Below are 26,666 nucleotides of genomic sequence, written 5' to 3'. Positions count from 1 at the left end.
TTCAATAGCGGCGTTGAGCGCCAGCAGGTTGGTTTGTTCAGCCACGGCGCGGATCACATCCAGAACCTTGCTGATATTAAGGGCCTGCTCGGCAAGCTCCTCGGCACTTTGAGAAGCGCCCAAGACATCGCTGGTGAGTGCCTCAATGGAGGCAATGGCATCGCTTAGTTGTGCACGGCCCTGTTGAGCTGAATGACTGGACGCCTGTGATGCTTCAGAGGTGCTGACCGCGTTACTGGCAACGCCTTCTACGGCAGACGTCATTTCGTTCACAGCGGTAGCCGCCTGCTCGATCTCATCATTCTGGCGCTGCAGACCACGCGTGGATTCCTCCATGACTGCACTCATCTCATCGGCAGAGGACGATAGCTGAGTAGCCGAGTCGCTGATCTGGCCGATGGTCTGGCGAAGACTGACTTGCATGCTCCCCAGTGCGTGCAATAATTCGGCAGCTTCGTCTTTGCCTTCGGCTTTTACATCCTGACTAAGATCGCCACCCGCGATCTGCTTGGCAACAGTAACTGCCTGACCAATCGGCTTGACGATACTGGCAGTTAGCAACAGTGCCAGAACAATCGTGACGATTACTCCCAGTACGATAATAACAACAACGATCATTTGGGCCTGCTGATAGCTTTCAGCTGCAGCCTGACCGGCTATGGTAGCCGATTCTTGATTGATCTTTTGCAGCAGTAAATTCTGGTCGTTAACGATGATGCCACGGGGTGCCAGTTCAGTATTGATCAACTTGTTGGCTGAGGGTACGTCTTCCTTGGCTACGAACATCTGAACAGTTGCCAGGATATTCATGTACTCCTGAAACGTCGTTTTAAGCGTATTGACTGCCTTGCGCTCCTGGTCATTGGACAGGAGGGTTTCGTACTTCTGGAATGAGTCCTTGATCTTCTCGCTCAGCGTGGCGATGGTCTGGTTGCTCTTGGCTTGAACGGCTTTATCCGGGTTCGCTACCAGACGCAATACTTCGACCCGAAGGCGAGTGATGTTCAACGCAATCTCATCGGCCGTTGCAAGGCTCGGCATGGAATTGTTTTCGATGACTTGTCCCGCGTGGCGGATCTCAGCCATTTGTATCAGGTTGGAAATGCCAAGGATGATCAGTAGCACGGCTACTGCTCCAAAGCTCAAGAGGGTCCGGTAAGAGATCTTCAAATGTCTGAACATGATCGGTCCTGTTAGAAAAATAAGGGCAGGCGATCCTTCGCTCTGTAAGGGATGCCTGCATATCGGACGCGATCGGGAATGCTTAAGGGTAGCCATCAGCAAAAGGCTAAACGCTTGCAGCCTGACAGGAAAAGACCAGGGCCGCCGAAGATAGCTGAGACAGGATCAGTGTTTGCTCAGGACGTGCTGTACCAGAGCCTTGTGAGCGGCTTCGTCCTTTCGGTCGGACAGCAGCTGTACAACCGCAACCCGCGCATCTGCCTCGGCAATAAAGGCGGTGCTGCGCATGGGCGTGCCGTTCATGACTGACGTGGTTTCCAGTTGCTGAAGGGTCAGGCCGTCGCGCTTTAGGGTCTTTTCCTTTAGCACTTTGAATTTGCTGCCGCTCAGTTTTTGCCGTGCATAGAATGCGGCTTTGGCCTTGGCAAGCACGACTCGGTTGCTGGCGCTTTTATCTTCTGGCACCGGCGTTTCAGAGGTAACGATCAACTGTTGGCTGGCCCTGTTGATATACAGTTTGCCGCGTGCTGACGGATCTTCGGCAGTTGTGCCGGGCGGCAGGGGACTGACATCGAACCCCTCGGGTAATGCCAGCACTAGCTGATGGTTCAGCAGGGAGATGGAGTGGCTATTGGCTGTCTGGGTGGTTTCGGCCTTGCTGGCAGCCTGGACCGGTAGAGTGACAAGGCCGAATACAAGGGCAGCCGAAGCCAGGGCCATTTTCAGGCTGTTGTTGTTCATGTCAGATCCTTGAATGGATTGCGTTGAGTCCTTTGGGTGCCGAAAGGCTTGGCAGCCAGGGCCCAACGACTGGCCGGATTATTTCATAGCGACAAGCCTGCATTGCGCTGCGCTTTCCTGAAGCGTGCAGTGCTTGGCAGTTGAAAATGCAACGGTTTTTGACTGAACAAAAGAAACCCCGCCGAAGCGGGGTTCTTAAAACAGAGTAGTCAATCAGCCATCGGCACCCACTTGACGCAGGTGCGGTGCGGGCTGCTCCTCGCCCAGGTTGGCCAGTAGGCGTTCGCTGTACCAGTCAATGAAATTAATGACGCCAAATTCATAGGTCTGTGAATACGGGCCGGGCTGGTAGGCCTTGGAATTGATGCCGCGCTGATTTTCCTCGGCAAGCATTCGGTCCTGCTGGTTAGTGGCATCCCAAACCTTGCGCAGATTTTCTACCTCATAATCGACGCCCTCTACTGCATCCTTGTGCACCAGCCACTTGGTGGTAACCACGGTCTGTTGGGCGCTGATTGGCCAGACAGTGAACACAATCAGGTGATCCCCCATGGCGTGGTTCCAGGAGTGCGGTAGGTGCAGGATGCGCATGGAGCCCAACTCCGGGTTCTTGATACGCCCCATCAGCTTCTTGCAGCCGGGCTTGCCATCCAGCGTCATGGAAGCCGTGCCCTTGAGTAGCGGCATGCGCACAATGCGGTTACGCAGGCCAAAGCTGGCGTGGGCATACGGGATCTGCTCGGCCTCCCAGGCGGCGGCGCTTTCGGCAACGTGATCCTTGAAGGCCTGGTTGGCACGTGGATCGGTTACATCGTCCCATTCCAGGAGTGTCTTGAGCAGCTCTGGGTGTGAGCCGTTACAGTGGTAGCACTCGCGGTTGTTTTCAAGCACCAGCTTCCAGTTGGCGGCTTCCATCAGGTCCGTACGGGCTACGACCTTGGTGTTTTCCATGTCGTACGGCTCCATGTAATGGTCGAGCGTACGCAGGAAGTCATCGATAGCGGGAGGCTCGTCGGCCAGGCAGATAAAGATGTATCCGCCCGCCGTTTTCACATGCACCGGCTTCAGGTTGAAGTCCGCCATGTTGAAGTCAGCACCCATTTCGGTACCGGCAAACAGCAGGCGGCCGTCCAGCTCGTAGGTCCATTGATGATAGGGGCAGACCAGCTTGGCCACCTTGCCTTTCTCGCTGACGCACAGGCGAGAACCGCGGTGCCGACACACGTTATGAAAAGCGTGTACCTTGCCTTCAGCACCACGCACCACCATGACGGGGTTATCGCCAATCTGCAGCGTGAGGAAATTGCCTTTGGCAGGAATTTCACTCGTCATTCCGGCAATCAGCCACTCCTTGCCAAAGATCTCCTGCATGTCGATCTGGAACAGACGCTCATCGTTATAGAACGGCTGTGGCATCGAGTAAGTTCGCTCACGGGTACGCAGCATCTCTGCGGTGGCCTTGCGGGCCGACTCCAGCGGATCGCCCAGACTCAAAGGGTAGGTGACGTCCATCGGTATCCTCATGCGGCGGCATACAGGTGCGCCGGTGAAAAAGTGGCTGATAGGGTTGTGATGCAAGGCGTTTGGACAGCTTGTTCAAGACTGCCCGTGTGGTTGGTGAAATCAGTGTGGGGCTGCGTCTGGATGGGGCCTTATCCACGCGCGACATGGTCGAATCATTTCCCGACGCGGCAAGTCCCGTGGACGCTGGGCTGGTCGCTCTAAGCATGCCGATGTCGTTGGCAGGTAAATGCCGACGAAAGGGCCTCTCCACAATCGCCCCATCACCGCCTGAAGATGCGGCGGGTCTCAACGCGTGAGGGCACGTGCATGAACAGCTTTCTGAATCCGGTTACTACGCAGACCTGGGCCAATGGTCGCCATGCGGTACGTTGCGTCAAGGCGATTCAGGAAACCTGGGATGTACGAACCTTCTGCTTCATGGCGGACGTACCCCTGATGTACTTTTTCAAACCCGGTCAGTTCGTGACGCTGGAGCTTGAGATCGAGGGGCAGCAGGTGATGCGTTCATACACAATCTCCAGCTCGCCCTCCGTGCCCTACAGCTTCTCGATCACGGTCAAGCGTGTCCCGGGTGGCAAGGTATCGAACTGGCTGCATGACAACCTGCGTGAAGGGCAGGAGCTTGCGGTGCATGGGCCGGTGGGGCTGTTCAATGCCATTGACTACCCGTCCGACAAGGTCCTGCTGCTCTCCGGTGGCGTAGGTATCACACCGGTGATGTCCATGGCCCGCTGGTTCTTCGACACGAACGCTAACGTGGACATGGTGTTTGTACACAGTGCCCGCACGCCAAAGGACATCATCTATCACCGCGAGCTGGAGCACATGGCGTCTCGGGTCTCTAACTTCTCGCTGCATCTCGTGTGCGAGCGGAGTGATCTTGGGGAGGCCTGGGCGGGATATCGCGGTTTCTTTGATCGGCGCATGCTGGAATTAATGGCGCCGGATTTTCGTGATCGCGAGGTGTTCTGCTGTGGCCCGACACCTTATATGAATGCTGTGAAAACCATGCTGCGCGAGCTGGGCTACGATATGGCCCGTTATCACGAGGAGTCCTTTGGCGCGACGCCTGCGGATGTCAAGGAAGAGGTTCTCGAACAGGCCGGTCTTGCGGCCGACACACCGCCGGTTCCGCTGGCGGATCAGTGCGAGGTGTTATTTGCGGGCAGCGGCATGAGTGTACGTGTTGGACCAGGTGAGACTGTGCACGGAGCGGCTGCCAAGCTGGGCCTGCATATTCCAAAGGCATGCGGCATGGGCATCTGCGGCACCTGCAAGGTACTCAAGACCCGTGGTTCGGTTGTCATGGAGCACAACGGCGGCATTACCGAAGAGGACGAGGCCGAAGGTTACATCCTGTCCTGCTGCAGCGTTCCGCAAGGGGACGTTGAAATCGATTTCTAAATATCCTGCAGCGGACATGCCTGTTTGGGCGTGTCCATCACCGTTTCCTTTTCCCGTCTGATATTACCGCAGCGGCACAATGCCCCTATTTTTCATAGGGGCTATTCCTGCTCTAATACCGCCAGGCACTGAGACAGCTGCTAAGGTAAGGTAGAAGATCGCAGCATTGTGTGATCAGATCGCTACAGCATCGCTCCTTTCTGATCGAGGGCGTCAAAATGGATGTCAGAACGCTGCGCAACCTGACGCGGGTAGCGCGTACAGGCTCTCTGTCTGCCGCGTCAGATGAGGCCTGCCTGACCGTGCAGGCCCTGGCGGCGCAATTGAACAAGGCGGAAGACCAGTTCGGGTTCAGGATTTTCAAGCGATCCAACAAGGGATTGCTCCTGACCGAGCGTGGTCATGCGCTCATGCCTTATATCGAGAAGGTGGTGGAGTCCGCCCGGCAACTGGACAGCAAGGCTGCCGAGTTGAGCCAAGCCACGCCACGGCTGCTGCGGGCCGCACTGAACAGCACGCTACCGGCCGATATCAACCAGTGCATCGTCAAGCGGATGATGCAGGTCTTCAGCGATTATCACCTGGAGTTCAGCTTTGCCGAGTCCATCGAGAACCTCAGCAAGCTGCGTAACGACAATATCGACCTTGCGGTACTGATCGGACCACCGCAAGCCGATCTGGCCAGCCTTGAGCTGGCTGATCTTCATATTGATGTCGTAGGTGCTTACCACGGTGCCGATGCAGAGGCGTACAGCGACCTGAGTGACAAGCTGCTTGTTAGGCCGACCAGCGACTGCCCTTATTCCACCAGTTTCGAGCGGTTTCTAGACAGTGGTCAGACGGTGAGCCAATGGGGGCATCGCATGATCTATTCGGGTAGCGAAACCCTAACCGTCTCGCTGATCAAACAACTCGATGGCTTGGGCGTCGTTTCACGGGCGGCGGCTTGCAAGCATGGATTGTCCATCGTACCGGGGTTTGAGGATTCGCTGCCGGTACGCCTGGTCGTCAACAATGTCGACTTGCCTATTCGTGCCCTGGAGCAGCTGACCCGTCCCTTACAGCACTCGCCCCAGCGCAATATACGACAACAGGCCTACCGCCACACTGAGGAGCAGGTTCTTACTGAAATAAGCGCATAACAGCGTCGGTATGGCAGCAACGAATTCGGGCCGCATGAGGTTCACATGCTTTTCCGTCACCACCAGTGGTGTGAGGGTAATGGCGGCGACGATGCAGACCGGCAGAAACTCAAGCGTTCGCGTCAGGAATCCTGGCCAGCGCTCGGTACTGAGCTGCATCGGTAGCACCCGTGGTAGCAGTGTCACCACGGTCATCAGGACGATTATCAAGATCAGGAACGTTTCTTGAGACATACGCCTACCCAGCAGCCAAAGAACGTGGCGATAAAGACATTCAGGGCGGACTCGAATAGCAGGTTCAGCACACCCATGCAGGCCACCGCCGCCAGAGCAGCCACCAGCTTGCCCTTGGAATCACAAAGCGAGACCAGCACGTACAGCATCATGGCGGTCAAGGCATAGTCGAGCTTGTACTGGATCAGGTGGGCAGTGTAGGTCGAGCTGAGAGCACCCAGCAGCGCGCCCAGCACCCAGGCACTGTGACAGAAGAGGTTGAACGAGATCAGGTAACGGGCATTGACCGCACCGCCTTTCTGCAACTTGCTGCTGTGAAAGGCAAAGGACTCGTCCGTCAGCTCCGCCGCATACACCCACCGTTCCAGACGGCTCAGGCCTGTCGTGCGCAGGGCTCTGGACATGTACATCGACATCAGCATGTGACGGGCGTTGATCAGAAAGGTGGTCATCACAATAGTGATGATCGAGGCGTTCGCCGTCATCAGTGCCAGAGCGGCGAACTGCGAGGCGCCGGCATAGACGAACAAGCACATGGCGACCGGTAACCAGAGCGGATAGCCTGCATTCACGGCCATCAGGCCGAAAACGAATGAGACCGTAAAATAGCCAGCGACGACCGGACTGGCCTCGCTGAAGGTGCGTAGCTCAGGAGCTTTCCGGGTTAAAACACGCGTATTCACGCCATCCTCTCATTGCCGGGCTGAAATCGGACCGTTCATAGGTTTACCGCACAATGTCATGGGCCGTCCCGGGTTTGGAGAAAGAGATGGCGATGATCTGACGGAATGCCGGGCGCTTTGGGTCCTTCGTGGACGCAGGCGTCACGTAATGACGCATCTCCCGGTCCAGGAAAAACGTCGTGTCCAGGATGTGCTCGTAAGTCAGCGCGGCGAGCAGCTCCTCCTGCACGTTATATAGCCGGCTTTCAGCACCTGCAATGTTATGCCGACCCCAGAAATGCATTGCGCTGAAGGGGTAGCCGTCGCAGTGAATTCCCTCAGGCGTGATTTCGACCTGCTGGCCGGGGTTGATCTCGATCCGAATCTGATGAATCTGGCACTGCCACATGTCGTTATGCAGGTGCGCTGGCAATACGCTTTTATACACCTCGAAATCCAGGGCGATCAGGCTGCGAAGAACAGGGGAGGCGATCACTTCATCGGAGAAGTCCTGAAAGTGCCGCTCCATGCCGCCTACATAGCGATTGTTAGCCAAGGATTGTACATAGGGGCGATGTTCGAGCTGGCGCAGCTCCTGATTGACGGGGTGATATTCGAAATCGCTGTAGCGTCTGAACCGTGCGCCCGACTCGGCCTGGCCATAATAACTGTCGCGCTCCATAGCTTCCCAGCTATGGGTCAGCCGGACGAATTCGTCAAAGTTGCCCGTCAGGCTGAAGTCCGCGCCTCTCACATTGGCAAACTTGTTTTGACGCAGGGCGTCACCAACCGCCTTGTTGAGAACAATCATGATCGTCTCCGCTCCATTGAACGATCCACTCTAAGCGCTGGGCAGATTTGCTCTATGAGAAATAATTTAAGGCATCTCAACGAAAGGTTGAGGTTGGCTGGGTGCCTGCTGCCGGCATGAGGTGCCCACGGTCCGATGGTCATTCATCGGGCGATCGGATGGCCATGTCAATTTGCTGCGGGTCTCGCCGATAAAGGTGTACAAGATGTGTCCTACCTGGGGCACGCCAGTTGCCAGATACCTGCCATGACCCTTTCTGCTCTCACATTTGATAGCGAGTTTCAGCTCCGTGGCCTCATCGATGCCATACAGGAATTCATTGTGCTCAAGGATGGGCAGGGACGATGGCTGATCACGAACAGGATCGTGATCGACACCTATCGCCTGCAAGGCGTTGACTATGTGGGCAAGACCGACATGGAGCTGGCGCTGATTCGACCGGAGTTCCATGAGGCTTTTGTCTACAACGTGCAGACCGACGAGCAGGCCTGGCAAAAAGGCTCGGCGCTGCGTATCCAGAAATCTTTCATGGGGCTGGATGGCCGTCTCAACACGTGGGAAGTGATCAAGACACCCAGTTTCGATGAAGCGGGTAATCGCCACCAGCTTGTGATCGTCAGCCGCAATATTACCGAGCGTCGTGTGGCTGAGCAGGCACTGGAAGCCAGTGAACAGCGTTATCGGCTGATTGCTGACAACATGCTCGACATCATTGGTGTGTTCAAGCCGGAAGTAGGCATCGAATATGTTTCGCCTTCCTTTGAGCATGTCCTGGGGCATCGGGCGGCTATCTATCTGGGGCGTGACATGTTCGAACTGATCCACCCGGACGATATTGATCCCTTGCGCAGTGCGTTTCGAATGCTATTGGAGGATAGCGCCTCGCATACGACCGTCGAATGCCGCTGTTACCATGCCCAAGGGCACTGCATATGGTTCGAAACACATCTCTCCAGTACCTATACGAATGAGGGCATTCTGGATAATGTCGTTTTTGCCTGCCGTGATATCTCAGCACGTAAAGCCTACGATCAGCATCTTCAAACGCTGGCCTACCACGACCCTCTGGCGGGCGCGCCCAACAGACGCTTCCTCATGGACCAGATCCAGCTCATGATCGATCAGGCATCGGCCGATTCAAACTTTGCCGTCCTGTATCTGGATCTTGATCGATTCAAGCCTATCAATGACGAGTGGGGGCATGATGTGGGGGACGAGCTGCTGATTAGGTTCGCCAGCAGACTCAAGCAGAACCTGCGTGCCAACGACCTGTATGCCCGTATTGGCGGCGACGAGTTCGTGATCGTACTGGCCCAGGTAAACGAGGTTCAGGCGGTCACCATTGCCGAGCGGTTATGTCTGGCCTTGCAAGCGCCATGGATGCTGCCGTGTGGAGAGCTCAGGACCACTTCGTCCATTGGTGTGGCGCTTTACCCTGATGCCGGGCCGTCTGTGCACACCCTGCTGCGTCATGCTGACGAAGCCCTGTATGAGGCCAAGCGGGCAGGGCGAGCCTGTGTCATGGTCTACAACCGATAAAAGCAAAGCAAATACACAGGCGCCAGGTTTGGCAGGCGGGGCGGGGTATCAAGAAGAGGAGATAATGCAGGGGGGCAGGCATTGTCTGGCAAGGCCTGCCCCTGAACAGTCACGCGTCGCAGAGGGTGCGCATGCCGTTGACAGTCATCTCAAGGTGCTGCTCCAGACGCTCCAACTCAGCCTGCAGCGGCTCGGGGAACGGATGGCAGTCCAGTGCCTGGGTTACCAGGGTGCTTATCAGGACGAAGAAGGCGAGTACTTCTTCCGGATCGGAGCTGGCATTCAGGCGCGAATAGCGGGCCTGCTCCGAAGCATAATTGGTTTCAGCGACATCAAACTTGCGCAGTACAGCGCCCAGCCACTGGGTCGAATGCACACAAAACGGCGTGCCCCGATAGGCTTGCGGCTGGCGTTGTTCGTAATGCTTTTGAGTGTTGTGTGTATTCATGATCTGTATTTGCTTCTAAGGGCTAACAAGGCTCAGCAAACTGGATGACGCAAACTAACTGGACGGTATTTACGGTCCGTCGAATTTCCTGCCACCTAAGGCTCATGCCTGAGCGTTTTCAGTTGGCTTCATCAGCTCAATCAGCTTGATCGTTGTATCGGCGCCCCTCACAAAAACATGAGTACGAAGGTGCAACGGGCAGACGGACGATCATCTGCTGCTAGCCTTGCCGATTGATGGCTATTTGCCAACAAGAAGCGGCGTAGGGTAGTGAAACGGTTGGCATCCTGCTACTGATTTCTGATCACGTTATGTGACCGCGGCAAGAAAAACAGGCTAAACGACTTGCATGGGTACGCGGGGATGGTAAGGCGAGGAAAAAGACTTTCTGGCGGGCAACAAAAAACCCGCCGAAGCGGGTTTTCTGGTTGACCTTACTCAACGTCCTGTCGAGCTGCCATCCTGGCCTGGTCATTCATCCTTGATCTACCTGAGCGCTTCCTGCGCTGCAGTCCGATAGGTGTAGATTACGCACCTTACGCATTCATACCTAGAGCCAATGACGCCTTGTGCGTGTAAGCCTTTGGCTATATCTGTTCCGCACTCGCTTACTCCGCCAACCTTGTGCAGGTCGGCATTCGTTTCAGGGCGCACCTTAAACTCTGCCGCTTTCTGCCGATATGAGGACAGGGTTACCCCCTGTCCATCTGCCTGCCTCGTTGAATGATCATGCCTCGATCCTCGTTTTCCCTGTGGCTTACCCAGCGCTCCCTCGTACTGGTTTCCAGCGTGGCGGCCCTTGGGCTTACTGTGACGCTGTTTGCCTGGTACATCCTGCAAGGTTCAGAGCAGGAGGCCGCCCGTGAGCGCTTCTCCCGTGGCGCATCGGAAATTACCCGGGAGCTGGATGGCGCAATGGCGCGCTATGAACGCCTGTTGCGGGCGGGGAGCAGCCTGTTTAATGCTGGTGATGATATTTCCCGGCAGGAATGGCGCCAGTTTGCCGAAAACATGCGGCTCGAAGAGGATTACCCGGGGATGCAGGGTTTTGGTTTCGCCCCATTGATTGCCGCTCACGATAAGGGCAGTTTTGAGGAGCGTGTCCGGAAAGAAGGTTTCCAGGGCTATGAGATCAGACCAGACGGCAAGCGTGACACGTTCATTCCTATTCTCTATATCGAGCCCTTTATGGGACGCAACCTGAGGGCATTCGGGTTCGATATGTTTTCCGAGGCGAACCGGCGAGCGGCGGCCGAACAGGCCCGTGACTTAGGCCATGTAAGCCTGAGCGGAAAGATCACGCTTGTGCAGGAGACCGAGAACCCTCAGGCCGGTACCCTGATGTTCGTACCGTCCTATTTCAGCGACATGCCGACCCAGACGGCCGAGCAGCGACGCAAGGCCTTGCGAGGATTTGTTTTCGCCCCCTTCAGGATGGGCGATCTGATGACGGCCGCCCTGAAAGACCGTGCCGATGATCTGGCACTTGAAATCTACGATGGTGAGCAACCTGCAGCGGCAAACCGCCTGTATTCAAGGCGTATGGATCTGGTAAGTACCCTGCCAGGTTACATACCCCGCTTCGACAGCCTCCAACATATTGACGTAGCCGGACGGCAGTGGACATTGCGTTTCGTTACCTTGCCTGCCTTCGAGACAGCGGCCCCTGCCAGCCGTGCACAGGTCGTATTGTTCAGTGGTCTGGGACTTACCTTGCTGCTCTGTGTGCTGGTGGCGTCATTGGCCACCATGCGTGCCCGCGCCGAGCAACTGGCAGATCGTATGAGTCGCGCCTACCGGGAAAGCGAAGCGCGGATACGCTCCATTATCGACGGGGCGGCGGAAGGCATCGTGATCACGGAGAGCGACCCGGGCATGACCGTCTTGAAAATCAATCCGGCAGGTGAGCAGATGTTGGGTTTGCTGGCCGCTGAGGCCAAGGGGCGCTCGCTGGCGCATCTGCTGGCTGTGAAGGGTGATCGCATTTTGGATGATCTGCGTCAGGGTACGGCCAGCAGTGTCTGGCTCGACACGCAATACACGTCGGCAAAAGGTCAGTGCCGCAGCCTGAACATGGCCATTACGGTCGCCGAGCAGGATGGAGTCCAGCGTTTGATCGTACTGATCAGTGACCAGACTGACCTGCATCAGGCACGGCAGCAGGCTCTGATGACAGGTGCTCTGAACGAGGCGATCCTGCTGCATTCGCCGTTCTGCATCTTCTCGACCGATCCTGAGGGCCGCCTGCGTACAGTTAATCCGGCCGGTGAGCGGCTGCTGGGCTACACCCGGGCAGAACTGGTCGAGACGCAGTACATCAGCGACCTGCTGGATGCCAATGAGCAATCGGTCAAGGCCGAGCAGCTGAGCCAGGCGCTGGGCCGTACGGTGACCGAATGGGAGAGCTTTGTCAGGCTGGCGCAGGAAAAGCCCGAGGAGGAACACGAATGCGGTTTTGTCTGCCGTGGCGGGGTACGGTTACCCGTCAACCTGGCCGTGACGGCGTTGCGTGACCAGACGGGCCAGATCACGGGGTATCTGGGTATTGCCTACGACATTACCGAGCGCAAGCGGGCCGAGGAGCTGATGCGCTACCAGGCTCTGCATGACGGTTTGACCGGCTTGCCCAATCGCACGCTGATGGCCGACCGGATGAGCATGGCCATCGAGCGGGCCAAGCGAAACCAGGAGGTCTTGGGGGTCATGCTGATGGACCTCGATCACTTCAAGGAGATCAACGACACCCTGGGGCATGACGTGGGCGATGAGGTCCTCAGACAGGTGGCGCATCGCCTGAAAAGTGCTGTACGCCAGAGTGATACGGTGGTCCGCCTGGGAGGCGATGAGTTTGTTGTGCTGTTGGGTGATCTGAAGCGGATCGAGGATGCCAGCAATGTCGCCACGAAGATCCTGAAGACCATTGAGGCTGACCTGATCATCGGGCCGCACCGCCTTTACCTCTCTACCAGCATCGGCATTGCCTTGTATCCGGAGCAGGGTGTGGATCTGGATGAGCTGCTCAAGAATGCCGATCGGGCCATGTATGAGGTCAAGCGGCGCGGCAAGAAGGGGTTCGCGCTGTCCCAGACCTCATTGACACCAGAAGATCAAATAAAACAGCGGCTTGTCTGATGACCTTTAGCTATGATTGAAACACTGCGGTGATGGGTTCGCCGTGATAAGAAGATCATAAGGATAGCGACGCATGCCAGACCCCCACGAGATCTCGAAGAGGGCCAGCCGATGGCCGTCACAGCGTCTCGCGCTCGGCTTCGTGATCCTGGTCTGCCTGTCCCTTTTCAGCCTGGATATCTGGCAGGCCTTACGGGGGCGGGGCGAACGGCTTCAGGAGGCCGAGGTCGCTACTTCCAACCTGGCACGCTCACTGGCGCAACATGCCGACGATACAGTCGAAGAGGTCGATATTGTTCTGGCCGGTATCGCCGAGCGACTGGCTTGGGATGGAATCGAAGAGACCAACCGGGTCCGCATGAAGGCCTGGCTGCAGGATCGGATAAATGCATTACCCCAGCTGCATGGGTTGTTCATCTACGACCAGGACGGGCGCTGGATCGTCACCTCGAACAGTCAGGATCCGGTAAACATAAACAACGGGGATCGGGAATATTTTGCCTATCACCGTACCCATAAGGACCTGGGGCCGCATATCGGGCCGGTCATCCGTAGCCGCACGACAAACGAGCTGGTGATTCCGGTGTCTCGGCGGATCAATCGCCCCGACGGGGGCTTCGCTGGCGTTGCGCTGGCAACGCTGAAGGTCGAGTATTTCAACCGTTTCTACGCAGAATTCGATATCGACCAGCAGGGCGCGATCTTTCTGGCTCTCCATGACGGAACCATACTGGTGCGACGCCCGTTTGACGAAGCCCTGATCGGCCAGAGTCTGGCCAAGGGGCGTATCTTCAGCGAGCTGCTACCGGCCTCAGCAACCGGGACGGGCATGGTGAAATCCATCGTGGACGGGGTCGAGCGTATGTCGGCCTACCGCAAGATGGACAAGTACCCGCTGGTGGTCATGGCGGCTGTTTCCAAGGAAGCGGCCCTGGCGTCCTGGTACAAGGACATGAGCCGGTCGTTTATTACCGGGATTCTGCTGATTGCCGTAGCCGGGTTCGGATTGGCCCTGATTCGGCAGATCCGTATCGACCTGGAGACGGAGCGGGCGCTACGTGAATCTCACCATGCGCTGGAGAAAATGGCCATGGAAGACAGCCTGACCGGGCTTGCGAACCGGCGGCAGTTCGACATGGCCCTCAAGGCCGAGATCAGCCGGGCCCGGCGGGCGCAGACGTCGCTGGGCATCATCATGATCGACATCGATCATTTCAAGCGCTACAACGATCTCTATGGTCATCCGGCCGGCGACGAGTGCATCAAGGCCGTAGCGGAAGCCGTGCTGTCCTGTACCCGTCGCGCTGTCGACCTGGCTGTCCGCTATGGGGGCGAAGAGATTACAGTGCTGCTCCCGGATACGGACGATGCCGGTACCCATCAGGTGGCCGAAAACATGCTCAACGCTGTTCGCAAATTGGCGATCCTGCATGAGGGTAATGAAAACGGCCGTATCGTCACGATCAGTGCCGGTGTCTTCAGTTGCGTACCCAAGGGCAGAGGCGCGACCAGCCAATACTTGATCAAGTCAGCCGATGAGGCGCTCTACGCCGCCAAGGCGGCCGGGCGCGACCGGGTTTATCCTCCGCTAAGCAAGATGTGAGGCGCTGGACCAGTATTAAAATGGAATTGAAACGCCATCCCTGTTGTCGCAGTAGCGAGGTTTGAAGCCGAGCGGCTAAAGCCTCTCGCTTCGCAACGCTTGCCCTTCAGGTTTTTATGGACGTCACTGACCCTGCCCTGCAAATCGCCCGAGCCCAGTTTGGCATCACTATCGGCTTTCATATCGTGCTGGCTGCGTTCAGCATCGGACTCGCCAATTTTCTCATGGCCCTGGAAGGGCTCTGGCTGTGGAAAAGACAGCAGGCCTATCTTGATCTCTATAAGTTCTGGCTAAAGATCTTTGCGCTGAACGTGGCGGTCGGAACTGTATCGGGTGTGGTTATGGAGTTCGAGTTCGGCACCAACTGGGGACGCCTCTCGACTCAGGCGGGTTCGATCATCGGACCGTTGATGTTCTATGAAGTCATGGTGGCGTTTTTTCTGGAGGCCGGTTTCCTTGGCGTCATGCTATTTGGCATGAAGAAGGTAGGCCCCAAGCTCCACTTCTTTACAACCTGTGCGGTAGCAGTGGGTTCGCTGTTCAGCGCCTTCTGGATTCTGGCCGCCAACTCCTGGATGCACACGCCTGCCGGTTACTCCATCGGGCCGGATGGCCGTTTCGTGCCGGAGGAGTGGCTTGCCATTATTTTCAATCCCTCCTTTCCTTACCGCTTCGTTCACATGACCTTTGCCGCCTTTCTAGGCACCGCTTTCATGGTGGGGGCTGTTGGCGCCTGGCATCTGCTGCGCGATGCGTCGAATCCGCGGGCGCGGATCATGTTTTCCATGGCCATGTGGGTGGTAGCCATCGTTGGGCCGCTGCAGATCATTGCCGGGGATCTGCATGGGGAAAATACCCTGGAGCATCAGCCGCAGAAGGTTGCAGCCATGGAAGGGTCGTGGAACCGACCGGCACCGGGGGAGGGCGAGCCGCTACGGCTGTTTGCCGTACCGGATATGGAACAGCAGCGTAATCATTTGGAGCTGGCGATCCCGCACATTGGCTCCTTGTACCTGCGCCACAACTGGACCGGCACCATCCAAAGCCTGAGCGAGTTTCCGGCCAGCGATCTCCCGCCGGTCCCTATCGTATTCTTTGCCTTTCGGCTCATGGTGGGGCTGGGCCTGCTGATGGCGACCGTCGGCATTGCCAGCCTGATCGTGCGTACGCGTGGACGCCTGTACACCGCCCGCTGGCTGCACTGGGTCGTGCTCCCGATGGGACCGGCCGGCTTTATCGCCATGCTGGCCGGATGGGTCGTGACCGAGACTGGGCGACAGCCATTCACGGTCTATGGATTGTTGCGCACGGCTGACAGCAGTTCGGCACAGTCCTTTTCTTTCGTCATGACCTCAACCCTAAGCATTCTGGCTGCCTATGTGATCGTCTTCGGGATTGGGCTTCTTTACATGCTTCGGGCCATGGCCAGGGCACCCAGGGCTGATGAAAAGGGCCCCGAACCCTCCCTTGCCAACGAGACCGGTGAGTAATTCCATGTCCGCCGATTTGATCCATCAACTTTCTGCCGCGGCGCTGGCATTCGCCATCATCACTTATGTGGTGCTGGATGGGACGGATCTGGGTGTCGGTATTTTGTTTCCGTTCCACAAAGAGGCGCAGAGCCGCCATGTCATGGCGTTTTCCATTCTTCCCATCTGGGATGGCAACGAGACGTGGCTGGTGCTGGGTGGCGGCGGGTTGCTGGCTCTGTTTCCTGCGGCATACAGCATCTTTTTTACCGCCATGTATGTACCCATCATTGCCATGTTGCTGGCTCTGGTGTTTCGGGGCGTATCGTTGGAGTTTCGTGACCGCGCAACTCCGGCACATCGGCGCTGGCATGATGTGGCATTCGCCGGGGCGTCTACGCTGGCCGGCCTTTGTCAGGGCATTGTCCTGGGTGGGTTGATTCAGGGGATTCCAAACGATGGCAGCCGGTACACGGGTAATGGCTGGGACTGGCTGAGTAGTTTTACGCTGACCTGTGGGATCGGCCTGGTGGTGGGATACGCGCTACTTGGAGCCTGCTGGCTGGTCTGGCGCACGGAGGGTGACTTGCAGGCTCGGGCCCGAAAACAGGCATCGCTGTTGGGTGGGTTCACCTTGCTGCTCATGGGGCTGGTCATCGTGTGGACCGCAGGACTTCACCCCCTGTATCGGGAGCGCTGGGCCCAGGGCGAGTGGGTGATCCCCCTTCTAGGACTGATGGCGCTTCTGGCGCTGGCCTTCTGGAAGGCATTGCCGTGCCGCATCCATTACCTGCCCCTGTTTGCCGTATTGGGCTGGTTTATGGTGGCGTATGCCGCCTTGATCCTGGCCTTGTATCCCTTGGTCATCCCGCCTGCGCTGACCATTTTTCAGGCATCGTCACCGACCGCGAGCCAAGCGTTCATGCTGACTGGGTTTGCCGTACTGATTCCGTTCACCCTAGCGTACAGCACGTACGGCTTCTGGGTGTTCCGCGGCAAGATCCGTCCACGAGAAGAGGCTGATGGAGAATAGGTTTCAGCCCTGCAAGAGACCAAGTTCTACGCAGGGCTGGTGAACAGCGGATCAATCGATCGTCTTACGACCTACTTCTTCACGATCGATTTCTTCCTGGATGATATTGCCGGTACGGGGATCGGCCCGGAAACGATACTTCTCCGAGTTGAGCTTGAGGCCTTTGCCAACCCATTCGCCATTTTCGGCATCCAGGCGGCTCACGGAGGTATAACCGCTTTCAATGATCTTGGCTTCGACTTCTTTCTTGGGCATCCAGTCCGCACCAGGCTGATCGGCCCAGGCGAAGCCAGTGCCGGCAACCGACAGCAACAGACCTGCAATCACGTGTTTCGTCTTCATGGCACACACCTCAAGGAAATAGGGGATGGCCGCCGCACGGGCTGGCACGTCTCGTCCAGCATGCGTCATGCACAAAGTGTTGATTCGTGACGGTCGGCTTGATCTGGCCATATCTGAAAGAGTGCAGGCGCTGTTGCCGCTCCCTTTGATGTTTTTGCCTGGCTTGACCGACCATCTCGCATCGAACACTAGCTTCGAAGCGCACCGAGGAAGACAAGTTCCAAGGCTAATTGAAGGAAATGTGCCCGTTAATGTTGCGAAATTTGCAGAAAAAGGCAGGAACATGTCTAGCTCGGGCCAGAGCGGCGATTAGCTGCCCTGACCCGCATGAGGCGAGTCGATCCGCTTATGCGGTTACCGGCTCGACCAGATAGGGCAACAGGCCGGCTGGCTCGTGTTTCTTGGCTTTTTTAGCTTTGCTCGGCATGGCTGTAATGTTCCACAGCTTTTCCCAATGCTCCAGGAGCGCGTCCGGCTTATCTACGTAAATACGCTGCCCCAGCTCCATGGCCTTGGCCTGTAATTGCGCGCGGTGGACAAGGATGCTTTCGTTGATGGCTTGGCGTGTGCTGACGGCACCAAACAGATCAGACTCCTGCTCGAGCAAAAGCTGCATCACCGCCAGGTCGTGGTCATCACCCAGATAGGCAGACAGCTTTTCCAGGCACTTCTGGCGTGATTTGAAGTGCTCTGGCCAGGCGCCCATCAGCAGCTGTGTGTGATACCAGTGATCCTTCACACGCTTGCGCCATTCGTGCAGGGTTTCGTCAGTGGCATTACTGCGAGCGACCTTAAGTACCAGACGGCCGTCTTTGTAGGTCTTGAGAATGCCGCTTTCCAAAAGGCCAAAGTCTTTGCCTTTGAACTTCCAGGTAGACACCTTGTACTTGGCGTCTTCCAGTTCTTCCACCAGATCGGCATGGGAACTGGCTGCCTCGCCTTGGGACGCCTTTTCAGCCCGCTCGACGAGTCGGCCCCTAACGCGCTTCATGGCCGGTGAATTGAAGCGCTTGCGGTTGGTTTCGGTCAGGGCATCCCAGCTTTCGATGACGGCTGCGGCATCACGCAGGCTGGACAAGCCCTGACCGAGATCGCGAAAGCGAATGTTTTGAGCCGTGAAGACTTTTTTGCCTAAGGGTTCGCGCACCAGTCTCAGCACGGCGCGGATTTCTTTCAGCCGCTTGCGGGCGTTGTGCACGCCTTTGGCCGAGCCTGCGCTCAAGGATTCCTGGGCTTTTTCTATCCGTTCAACCACTACACGGCGGATCTCATCATCAACCCGCTTACGCGCTTGAATACGAAACGACATTTCCCTCTCCTGTAAGGACTTGGTGCTCAGCTGAGCATATCGCCTCCGAGAGTATCGGGGGCATTGCTGGCGAACCAGTGGCGTCGATCAATCTTCATCAAACTGTCATATAAGCCTGACAATAGTTAAAGATTTGCCTGTGCGTTTCGCTGTCAGCCAAGCGGTGGATTCAGTAAAGATGAGTGAAAAAGCAGGGGGTTAGTTCGGCCCTAGAGCGTGTGGCCGTTCACGCCGGGGAGTTTTACCGCTAGAGATCTAGCGTGCTGATAAAGACGCCAGTCCAACTGACGCCCATCGACGTTTTCTTTTAATCCCGGTCAATTCAGCAGGGCGCAGCCTTAGCTATCCTTGGTCGGATGCGGTATTTCCGCCGCGCGGGTGGCATGCAGCTCCTGGCGCAGCGTTCGGACTTCCTCGTGCAGTTCATCTACTTTGGCCATCAAGGCACGCATCATCTCGCGGTCAGTGTTCTGCTCGTGGGCGTCCTGCTCATCCTTGTCCGTCAGAACCAGCGAGCCGATGTACGCGGCAAAGCTGCCGAATAACCCCACGCCGCCAATCATCAGCATGACAGCCACGATGCGGCCTAGTGTGGTGACTGGATAAAAGTCGCCATAGCCTACGGTGGTCACAGTCACAAAGGCCCACCAGAGCGCTTCTTCGGCCGTATTGATGGAGCTTTCAGGGTTGGGCGCTTCGACCATCAGCATGGTGACGGCGCCAAATGCCACCAGAAGCAGGGTCGCCGTGGCGGCCGATGCAACAATGCCTTCGGCGCGATTGCGAAACAGGAGTCGCCAGATCATCGCAAGCGACTTGATCGCACGCAGGATGCGCAAGATCTGCACCACGCGGACCAGCTTGGCGCCCTGAAAACCGGCTGCGGGAATACAGGCCAGCAGATCAAGCCAGCCCCAGCGCATGAAGTGCCATTTGTTGGGCGCTGCGCGAAAGCGCAAACAGAAGTCGATGAAGAAAAAGACACACACCCCATTATCCAGATAACCGAGCAACTGCGAGACTTCCGGCGGCAGGGCAAAAAACAGATCGGCTACCAGTGAGCCCAATACATAAAACGACAAGACCAGGATCAGCAGTTGAAAAGGCGTAATGTGTTCTTTCATGAAGCGTCCGGTAATTACGGTATCTTGAATGTAGGGGTCGTTAGACCCGGTAAAGTCACGTTCACTGGAACGAACGACCCGCATCGCTTGGGTTCCAATACAAGACGATTACTGTGCCATACGCGCTTGAAAGGCCGGTCTGACAGGGGAGAGCCGCATGTTTGAATCCGCCGAAACCGATCACGTCATCGACAGGGAAACCTACGAGGCGGCTGTACCAAAGCTGCGTCAGGCGCTGCTGGATGCGCAGTATAAACTCAAGGAGCAGGGGCGGTTTCCGGTCATTCTGCTGATCAATGGCGTAGAAGGTGCGGGCAAGGGCGAAACAGTCAAGCTGTTGAGCGAATGGATGGACCCGCGCCTGATCCAGGTCGAATCCTTTCTGGAGCGAACCGAGGAAGAGCGGCTGCGCCCACCGGCCTGGCGCTACTGGCAGCGCCTGCCGCCCAAGGGGCGGATCGGCATCTTCTTTGGTAACTGGTACAGCCAGCTCCTGCACGCCCGCGTGGAAAAACGCATCAAATCGGCTGAGCTGGAGGAGGGCATCGGCGACGCCGAGCGCCTGGAGCGCATGCTCAGTGACGAGGGTGCATTGATCCTCAAATTCTGGTTCCACCTGTCCAAGAAACAGCTCAAGCACCGGCTCAAGGTGCTCAAGGACGACCCCTTGCATAGCTGGCGCATCAGTCCGCTGGACTGGCAACAGTCCCGGACCTACGACAAGTTTGTCGAGCACGGCGAGCACGTTCTGCGGCGAACCAGCCGCGACTATGCGCCCTGGTATGTGGTAGCCGGTTACGACGAAAATTACCGCAGCCTGATGGTAGGCAACATCCTGCTCGAAGCCTTGAACGGCGCGCTTGAGCGAGACGCACAGCCGCCCCGTAGCCCACACACCGCTCCACTACCGCCCAACCTGGATGGGCGCGGGGTGTTGAGCAGCCTGGATATGTCCCAGTCCCTTAGCAAGGACGAATACAAGGAGCAGCTTATCGCCGAGCAGGCACGGCTGTCCGGACTCGTGCGGGACAAGCGCTTCAAGCGTCATGCGCTGGTCGCCGTGTTCGAGGGAAACGATGCCGCTGGCAAGGGCAGCACGATCCGCCGGGTAACCGGGGCACTCGATCCTCGGCAATACCGCATCATTCCCATTGCCGCACCGTCTGAAGAGGAGCGTGCGCAACCCTATCTGTGGCGATTCTGGCGGCATATTCCACGATTAGGCGGTTTTACTGTCTTTGACCGTTCCTGGTATGGCCGCGTGCTGGTAGAGCGGGTAGAAGGCTTTGCCAACGAGGCGGACTGGCTCAGGGCTTACAGCGAAATCAACGATTTCGAGGAGCAGCTGACAGATGCCGGTATCGTACTGGTCAAATTCTGGCTGGCCATCGATTCGGATACGCAGCTCAAGCGCTTCAAAGAACGTGAGGAGACCCCGTTCAAGCGGTTCAAGATCACTGAGGAAGACTGGCGCAACCGTGACAAGTGGGATGTGTACAGCGCCGCAGTCGAAGACATGGTCGCGCGCAACAGCACCGAAATTGCCCCTTGGACACTGGTCGAAGCCAACGATAAACGCTTCGCCCGGGTCAAGGTATTGCGTACCATCAACGATGCCCTGGAAGCGGCATTTGAACGAAACCGTTGATTGACCTGGACGACGCCATGACCTTGCCTGATGAGCTCGAACGAATCACTGCCCTGACGCTGGCGGACTACGACCAGACGGCCGAGCGTTTTCGCGAGGGCACACGAGATCATGATGTCAGCCAGAACATCGAGGCGCTGCTCAGGCATTTGGAAGGTCAGGCCCCGCAGCGCATTCTCGACTTTGGTTGCGGGCCGGGTCGGGACCTGAAAACGTTCACGCGTCTGGGGCACTCTCCCGTGGGCGTCGACGGGTCTGCCGAGTTCGTGGCCATGGCCCGCGCTGATTCGGGATGCGAGGTCTGGCATCAGAACTTTCTTGCCCTGGATCTTCCGCCAGCGCATTTCGATGGGATATTTGCCAACGCCACGCTGTTTCATGTCCCGCTCAGCGAGTTGCCACGCGTACTCAAGGCGTTGCATGCCACGCTCAAGCCGCGCGGCGTGCTGTTCAGCTCCAATCCGCGAGGTGACAACCGCGAAGGCTGGAATGGTCGGCGCTATGGTGCCTACCACGACTTCGACAGCTGGAAGCGTTATCTAACCGACACGGGGTTCGTCGAACTGGAACACTATTACCGGCCCGCCGGTTTGCCTCGGGAGCAGCAGCCCTGGCTGGCGTCGGTCTGGCGCAAGGTATAAACGTAACGTAACGAATTGAGTCTGCCACCGACCCAACGCTGGCTTCCTGCGGTCTACCGTTCTGTAATGCGGTCTGCTCCTCGCAGGCTGGCCTGACTGCGGAACGACGTAAGGCGGATGGAATGACTCAACACAAATGGCTGCTTCGATCACTCGTCCTCATCGTATGTGCGGCACTGGTCGCCTCCAGCATCGCACCCTATGACCGCACGACATGGCTGATGGAAATCTTTCCGGTGCTGATTGTGCTGCCGCTGCTGATCACCACTCATGAGCGCTTCAGCCTCACACCGCTGCTGTACATCCTGATTACGATTCACGCCTTGGGGCTGATTGCAGGAGGCGCCTACAGTTACGCCCGCGTGCCCCTGGGGAGCTGGATTCAGGAGTGGCTGGACATGGACCGTAATCCCTATGACAAGCTGGGGCACTTCATGCAAGGATTCGTGCCGTGCCTGCTGGCTCGCGAGATCCTGATCCGTGAGCGGCAGGTGTCCGGTTACAAGATGCTCGCGTTTCTCTGCGGGTGCGTGGCGGTGGCGGTCAGCGCCGTCTACGAGATGATCGAGTGGTGGGCTGCATTGGCGCTGGGGCAGGGCGCAGAGGAGTTTCTAGGTACGCAGGGGTATGAGTGGGATACCCAGTCCGACATGTTCTATGCCCTAATCGGTGCAACAGTAGCGCTCGTGACCTGCTCGCGGTTGCAGGATCGCCAGATTCGCCAGCTGGAAGCCCACCGGCCGACACCCTCAGCCGTCCGACCGCCTTTGGATCGGCCGGCGCCCCGACACGAGCAGGCCCCCTGAGGGTTTCTAGATGCCCAGATTAGCCAACGCATCTCCTGTGGCCCAGGCTTCTTCGAAGCGGGCCTTGCTGCGAAGAATGGCCTGCTCAAGCGCGTCATCGTCTTCCCAGAGCGCGCCGGGTACATCAGACGAGAAAATTTCCAGAACGTAGGGCCCGTCGTAGCCGGTTTCATTCACGGCAGCAAGCAGGCGATTGACCGGAATGATGCCATCGCCCAGGGTACGACGATCAAAATAGGACCGCGGGCGCTGCCAGTCGGAAAGCTGGGTCAGAAAAATTCGGTCACTTGCCAGTCGAATGACGTCGGTGAGGTCTGCATCCTGCCAGCTGTTATACAGGTCCAGGCACAGCCCTACATTCTCTCGTGCCACCGCCTGCACCAGCTCATACCCCTGCATGAAGGTATAGAGAATGCTGTCGCGGCTCATCATGGGCGGGCTAAGCGGCTCGATGGCAATGCTCAACCCTTTGTCCGCGGCGTGATCGGCCAGTTCGCGGTAGTGCTTTATGCAGCCCTCCCAGACTTCCGCCTCGTTGCCGCTCTGGCCGAGCGCGCCGGTATTGGTAATGACCGGAATGCCTGTGCAGAAGGGGGCGAAGCGATCAATCGTAGCCTTGATCAGGGCCGTACGTTCAGCAGGATCAGCCGGTTCGAGTGCACTGGTCGCCGGATAAATCGTACGGACTTCAGGCTGCAGCGAGACGGTCCTTAACCCATGCGCATTCAACTGAGCGAATTGTTCGGCGAGCTTGCCGTCGTCCTTGTCGAACTTCATTTCCGCCAGCTCGATGTCGGCGTTGAGATGGGCAAACAGCTCCAGGTCACGTGTGAGTGGCCAGGGTGTGGTGGTGAGTTGACTGATGGCGAAGCGGGGTGTGGTCATAAGGCCTCACACGATCACAGGATAAATGCATCCGCTCTGGCATAAGGGTTTTAGCCAGATCGGCACCGTTCTGGTGTGAGCCGTAAGGGCATGCCGGGGTTCCTGACTCACAGGCGACAAGAGACCAATGGCGCCATTCTTATGTATGCCTGCCTGTGCACCTGTGATCGACGGCCTGTTCGATGCAGCCGACTTGTCTGGCGCATGGATGCGAGGGCGATGTCGCAAACGCACCGCCTTGTGGCGTGAACAGGCATTCTGATACGCAGCCTCGGTCCTACCATCGCTCTCAAGGATCAGCCCATTGACGGCCATGCCGGCCTTCCGCTGCGCTGCAGGAGAGACGCGATGTTTACCAAGCAAGACCGCATCCAGGGTTACGACGACGCCTTGTTCGCTGCGATGAGCGAAGAGGAGCGTCGCCAGGAAGCTCACCTCGAATTGATCGCCTCGGAGAACTACACCAGCCAACGGGTAATGGAGGCGCAGGGCAGCGGGCTGACCAACAAATATGCCGAGGGCTATCCGGGCAAGCGCTACTACGGCGGTTGCGAGTTCGTCGATAAGGTCGAGCAGTTGGCCATCGAGCGGGCCAAGCAGCTGTTTGGCGCCGACTACGCCAACGTCCAGCCGCACTCCGGCTCGCAGGCTAACGCAGCGGTCTTCCTGGCTTTGCTGCAAGCAGGTGACACAGTGCTGGGCATGAGTCTGGCTCATGGGGGACATCTGACCCATGGTGCCAAGGTCAGCTTTTCCGGCAAGCTCTACAACGCGGTGCAATATGGGCTGAATCCCGCAACGGGCCTGATCGACTATGACGAGGTCGAGCGGTTGGCCGTAGAACATCAGCCGAAAATGATCATTGCCGGTTTTTCGGCCTATTCGAAAACGCTCGACTTCCCGCGCTTCCGTGAGATTGCCGACAAAGTCGGTGCCTATCTGTTCGTCGACATGGCTCACGTGGCGGGGCTGGTTGCGGCAGGCCTGTATCCTAATCCCCTTCCGTTTGCCGATGTGGTCACCACCACCACCCACAAGACCCTGCGTGGCCCCCGCGGTGGGCTGATCTTGGCGAAGGCCAACGAGGAATTGGAGAAAAAGCTCAATTCCGCCGTTTTCCCAGGGGGGCAGGGCGGGCCTCTGATGCACGTGATTGCAGCCAAGGCGGTGTGCTTCAAGGAAGCCCTGGAACCCGGCTTCAAGACTTATCAGCAGCAGGTCATCCACAACGCCCAGGCCATGGCTGCGGTGTTCATCAAGCGCGGCTACGACGTGGTCTCCGGTGGGACAGACAACCATCTGTTCCTGGTCAGCCTGATCAAACAGGGCATCACGGGCAAGGATGCCGACGCCGCCCTGGGGCGCGCCGGTATCACGGTCAACAAGAACGCCGTGCCCAATGATCCTCAGTCGCCCTTCGTGACCTCCGGCCTGCGAATCGGCACCCCGGCTGTGACCACGCGTGGTCTGGGCGTGGCCCAGTGTCAGGAGCTGGCCGGGTGGATCTGCGACATCCTTGATCACTTGGGCGATGCCGATGTGGAGGCGCATGTGGCCGAACGTGTGGCCGGGCTCTGCGCAGATTATCCCGTCTACCGCTAATTAGCCCTTCATAAGGTGGGTTGGCAGGCGCGTAACCCACCCCTGTTCGATTGAGTCAGCTAGTCATAGGCCACCCTACGAAAATCCTCATTCATGCGTGGGGACAGGTTCAGGAGTCAAACAGATGCAGCGCTATTCCGGTTTCGGCCTTTTCAAGCATTCCCTAAGCCATCATGAAAACTGGCAGCGCATGTGGCGCACGCCAACCCCCAAGCCGGTGTATGACGTAATTGTCGTGGGCGGCGGTGGTCATGGTCTGGCAACGGCCTATTATCTGGCCAAGGAGCATGGCGTCAAAAACGTCGCGGTCATCGAAAAAGGCTGGCTGGGCGGTGGCAATACGGCGCGCAACACCACCATCGTACGGTCCAACTACCTGTGGGATGAATCGGCTCACTTGTATGAGCATGCGATGAAGCTATGGGAAGGGCTCTCGCAGGACCTGAACTATAACGTCATGTTTTCGCAGCGCGGCGTCTACAACCTGTGCCATACGTTGCAGGACATGCGCGAAGCCGAGCGCCGCGTCAGTGCCAACCGCCTGAATGGCGTAGACGGCGAACTGCTCGACGCCAGGCAGGTGGCCGAAGAGGTGCCTTACCTCGACTGTAGCAAGAGCACTCGTTATCCGATCATGGGCGCGACGGTACAACGCCGGGGCGGGGTAGCCCGTCACGATGCGGTAGCCTGGGGTTTCGCCCGTGCAGCCGATGCGCTGGGCGTGGACCTGATTCAAAACACTGAGGTCGTTGGCTTCCGTAAGGAAAATGGCGCAGTCGTTGGCGTCGAGACCAACAAGGGCTTTATTGGGGCCCGGCGCGTCGGTGTCGTGACGGCCGGTAATTCGGGTCATATGGCCAAGCTGGCCGGTTTTCGCTTGCCGGTGGAATCCCACCCCTTGCAAGCGCTGGTGTCCGAGCCGCTCAAGCCGGTGATCGACAGCGTGATCATGTCCAATGCAGTGCATGGCTATATCAGCCAGTCGGATAAAGGCGATCTGGTGATCGGCGCCGGTATCGACAGCTATGTCGGCTATGGTCAGCGCGGCTCGTACCCGGTCATCGAGCACACCCTGCAAGCCATCGTCGAGATGTTCCCGATTCTCTCTCGCGTACGGATGAATCGCCAGTGGGGCGGCATCGTCGATACCACGCCCGACGCCTGTCCAATCATTTCCAAGACACCGGTAGAAAACCTGTTTTTCAATTGCGGCTGGGGCACTGGTGGATTCAAAGCCACTCCCGGCTCCGGCAACGTCTTTGCTGCTTCGCTCGCCAAAGGGGAAATGCACCCATTGGCGGTTCCGTTCTCCATCGACCGTTTCCATACCGGCGCGCTCATCGACGAGCATGGCGCGGCGGCTGTCGCGCACTAAGGAGCCCTGA

The 26,666-nt window shown here is 57.7% G+C and carries 23 protein-coding genes; 12 read left to right on the top strand and 11 right to left on the bottom strand.

What is annotated here, in order from left to right; translation table 11 throughout:
- The 3 genes from B3729_RS22430 to gbcA form a co-directional block, all read right to left on the bottom strand.
- Positions 1-1,182, bottom strand: a 1,182-nt coding sequence (locus tag B3729_RS22430) for a methyl-accepting chemotaxis protein (protein ID WP_286789039.1), incomplete at its 3' end; no start/stop codon positions are given.
- A 165-nt stretch (positions 1,183-1,347) separates the two neighbouring features.
- Entirely contained in the window at positions 1,348-1,923 is a 576-nt protein-coding gene (locus B3729_RS22425; protein ID WP_286789038.1) for a hypothetical protein, read from the bottom strand.
- 213 nt (positions 1,924-2,136) lie between these two features.
- Positions 2,137-3,435 carry a glycine-betaine demethylase subunit GbcA gene (gene gbcA / locus B3729_RS22420; RefSeq protein ID WP_010796197.1) on the bottom strand — a complete coding sequence of 433 codons (1,299 nt, stop codon included), beginning with the start codon at positions 3,433-3,435 and terminating at the stop codon, positions 2,137-2,139.
- 318 nt (positions 3,436-3,753) lie between these two features.
- Between gbcA and B3729_RS22415 the strand changes: the two genes are divergently transcribed.
- Complete coding sequence (locus B3729_RS22415; RefSeq protein WP_010796196.1) at positions 3,754-4,851, top strand: hybrid-cluster NAD(P)-dependent oxidoreductase; 1,098 nt, start codon at positions 3,754-3,756, stop codon at positions 4,849-4,851.
- Between the two features lie 218 nt (positions 4,852-5,069).
- On the top strand, positions 5,070-5,993 hold the full coding sequence (locus B3729_RS22410) for a LysR family transcriptional regulator (RefSeq protein ID WP_312124553.1): 924 nt from the start codon (positions 5,070-5,072) through the stop codon (positions 5,991-5,993).
- On the opposite strand, the gene B3729_RS22405 is transcribed toward B3729_RS22410, so the two are convergent.
- From B3729_RS22405 to B3729_RS22395, 3 genes are read right to left on the bottom strand one after another with little or no spacing between them, the layout of a single operon-like run.
- Positions 5,910-6,227, bottom strand: coding sequence for an AzlD domain-containing protein (locus tag B3729_RS22405; protein ID WP_286789036.1), 318 nt, complete (start codon positions 6,225-6,227; stop codon positions 5,910-5,912). The genes B3729_RS22410 and B3729_RS22405 overlap by 84 nt on opposite strands.
- Complete coding sequence (locus B3729_RS22400; protein ID WP_286789035.1) at positions 6,206-6,910, bottom strand: AzlC family ABC transporter permease; 705 nt, start codon at positions 6,908-6,910, stop codon at positions 6,206-6,208. The genes B3729_RS22405 and B3729_RS22400 overlap by 22 nt, the downstream gene beginning before the upstream one ends.
- Positions 6,911-6,953: 43 nt before the next feature.
- On the bottom strand, positions 6,954-7,700 hold the full coding sequence (locus tag B3729_RS22395) for a 2OG-Fe dioxygenase family protein (protein WP_150348453.1): 747 nt from the start codon (positions 7,698-7,700) through the stop codon (positions 6,954-6,956).
- A 246-nt stretch (positions 7,701-7,946) separates the two neighbouring features.
- Here B3729_RS22395 and B3729_RS22390 point away from each other — a divergent pair, with 246 nt between their 5' ends.
- Positions 7,947-9,239: a sensor domain-containing diguanylate cyclase gene (locus B3729_RS22390; RefSeq protein ID WP_286789034.1), complete on the top strand. Its 1,293-nt coding sequence runs from the start codon at positions 7,947-7,949 to the stop codon at positions 9,237-9,239.
- Between the two features lie 109 nt (positions 9,240-9,348).
- Here the strand turns inward: B3729_RS22390 and B3729_RS22385 are convergent, their stop codons facing one another.
- Positions 9,349-9,687: a hypothetical protein gene (locus tag B3729_RS22385; protein ID WP_150348455.1), complete on the bottom strand. Its 339-nt coding sequence runs from the start codon at positions 9,685-9,687 to the stop codon at positions 9,349-9,351.
- A 729-nt stretch (positions 9,688-10,416) separates the two neighbouring features.
- Between B3729_RS22385 and B3729_RS22380 the strand changes: the two genes are divergently transcribed.
- The 4 genes from B3729_RS22380 (at position 10,417) to cydB (ending at position 16,924) form a co-directional block, all read left to right on the top strand.
- Entirely contained in the window at positions 10,417-12,819 is a 2,403-nt protein-coding gene (locus B3729_RS22380) for a sensor domain-containing diguanylate cyclase (RefSeq protein WP_286789033.1), read from the top strand.
- A 73-nt stretch (positions 12,820-12,892) separates the two neighbouring features.
- Positions 12,893-14,422: a sensor domain-containing diguanylate cyclase gene (locus B3729_RS22375; protein WP_122041340.1), complete on the top strand. Its 1,530-nt coding sequence runs from the start codon at positions 12,893-12,895 to the stop codon at positions 14,420-14,422.
- 116 nt (positions 14,423-14,538) lie between these two features.
- Complete coding sequence (locus B3729_RS22370; protein WP_286789032.1) at positions 14,539-15,912, top strand: cytochrome ubiquinol oxidase subunit I; 1,374 nt, start codon at positions 14,539-14,541, stop codon at positions 15,910-15,912.
- A 4-nt stretch (positions 15,913-15,916) separates the two neighbouring features.
- Entirely contained in the window at positions 15,917-16,924 is a 1,008-nt protein-coding gene (cydB, locus tag B3729_RS22365) for a cytochrome d ubiquinol oxidase subunit II (protein ID WP_286789031.1), read from the top strand.
- Between the two features lie 51 nt (positions 16,925-16,975).
- On the opposite strand, the gene B3729_RS22360 is transcribed toward cydB, so the two are convergent.
- The 3 genes from B3729_RS22360 to B3729_RS22350 all read right to left on the bottom strand — a co-directional run bounded on the left by B3729_RS22360 (position 16,976) and on the right by B3729_RS22350 (position 19,699).
- Entirely contained in the window at positions 16,976-17,266 is a 291-nt protein-coding gene (locus B3729_RS22360; RefSeq protein WP_010796185.1) for a PepSY domain-containing protein, read from the bottom strand.
- A 346-nt stretch (positions 17,267-17,612) separates the two neighbouring features.
- Positions 17,613-18,575 carry a CHAD domain-containing protein gene (locus tag B3729_RS22355; protein ID WP_286789030.1) on the bottom strand — a complete coding sequence of 321 codons (963 nt, stop codon included), beginning with the start codon at positions 18,573-18,575 and terminating at the stop codon, positions 17,613-17,615.
- 338 nt (positions 18,576-18,913) lie between these two features.
- Positions 18,914-19,699, bottom strand: a complete 786-nt coding sequence (locus tag B3729_RS22350; RefSeq protein ID WP_286789046.1) for an ion transporter — start codon at positions 19,697-19,699, stop codon at positions 18,914-18,916.
- Positions 19,700-19,856: 157 nt separating this feature from the next.
- Between B3729_RS22350 and pap the strand changes: the two genes are divergently transcribed.
- The 3 genes from pap to B3729_RS22335 all read left to right on the top strand — a co-directional run bounded on the left by pap (position 19,857) and on the right by B3729_RS22335 (position 22,794).
- Positions 19,857-21,347, top strand: coding sequence for a polyphosphate:AMP phosphotransferase (gene pap, locus B3729_RS22345; protein ID WP_010796181.1), 1,491 nt, complete (start codon positions 19,857-19,859; stop codon positions 21,345-21,347).
- 17 nt (positions 21,348-21,364) lie between these two features.
- Positions 21,365-21,988 carry a class I SAM-dependent methyltransferase gene (locus B3729_RS22340; RefSeq protein ID WP_197871248.1) on the top strand — a complete coding sequence of 208 codons (624 nt, stop codon included), beginning with the start codon at positions 21,365-21,367 and terminating at the stop codon, positions 21,986-21,988.
- A gap of 122 nt (positions 21,989-22,110) precedes the next feature.
- Positions 22,111-22,794, top strand: a complete 684-nt coding sequence (locus B3729_RS22335) for a DUF2238 domain-containing protein (protein ID WP_286789029.1) — start codon at positions 22,111-22,113, stop codon at positions 22,792-22,794.
- Positions 22,795-22,800: 6 nt separating this feature from the next.
- Here the strand turns inward: B3729_RS22335 and B3729_RS22330 are convergent, their stop codons facing one another.
- The gene (locus tag B3729_RS22330) at positions 22,801-23,679 is read right to left on the bottom strand and encodes a sugar phosphate isomerase/epimerase family protein (protein ID WP_286789028.1); all 879 of its coding nucleotides are present in this window, start codon (positions 23,677-23,679) and stop codon (positions 22,801-22,803) included.
- Between the two features lie 348 nt (positions 23,680-24,027).
- Here B3729_RS22330 and glyA point away from each other — a divergent pair, with 348 nt between their 5' ends.
- Positions 24,028-25,281 (top strand): serine hydroxymethyltransferase, encoded by a 1,254-nt coding sequence (gene glyA / locus B3729_RS22325; RefSeq protein WP_010796177.1) that lies wholly within the window; start codon positions 24,028-24,030, stop codon positions 25,279-25,281.
- A 124-nt stretch (positions 25,282-25,405) separates the two neighbouring features.
- Complete coding sequence (locus tag B3729_RS22320) at positions 25,406-26,656, top strand: sarcosine oxidase subunit beta family protein (RefSeq protein WP_010796176.1); 1,251 nt, start codon at positions 25,406-25,408, stop codon at positions 26,654-26,656.
- Positions 26,657-26,666: the final 10 nt, after the last annotated feature.

Origin of the sequence: Pseudomonas sp. UBA3149, from assembly GCF_002364655.1 — a bacterium.
GTDB lineage: Bacteria > Pseudomonadota > Gammaproteobacteria > Pseudomonadales > Pseudomonadaceae > Chryseomonas > Chryseomonas luteola.
This window is presented reverse-complemented; position numbering and strand designations above follow the sequence as displayed.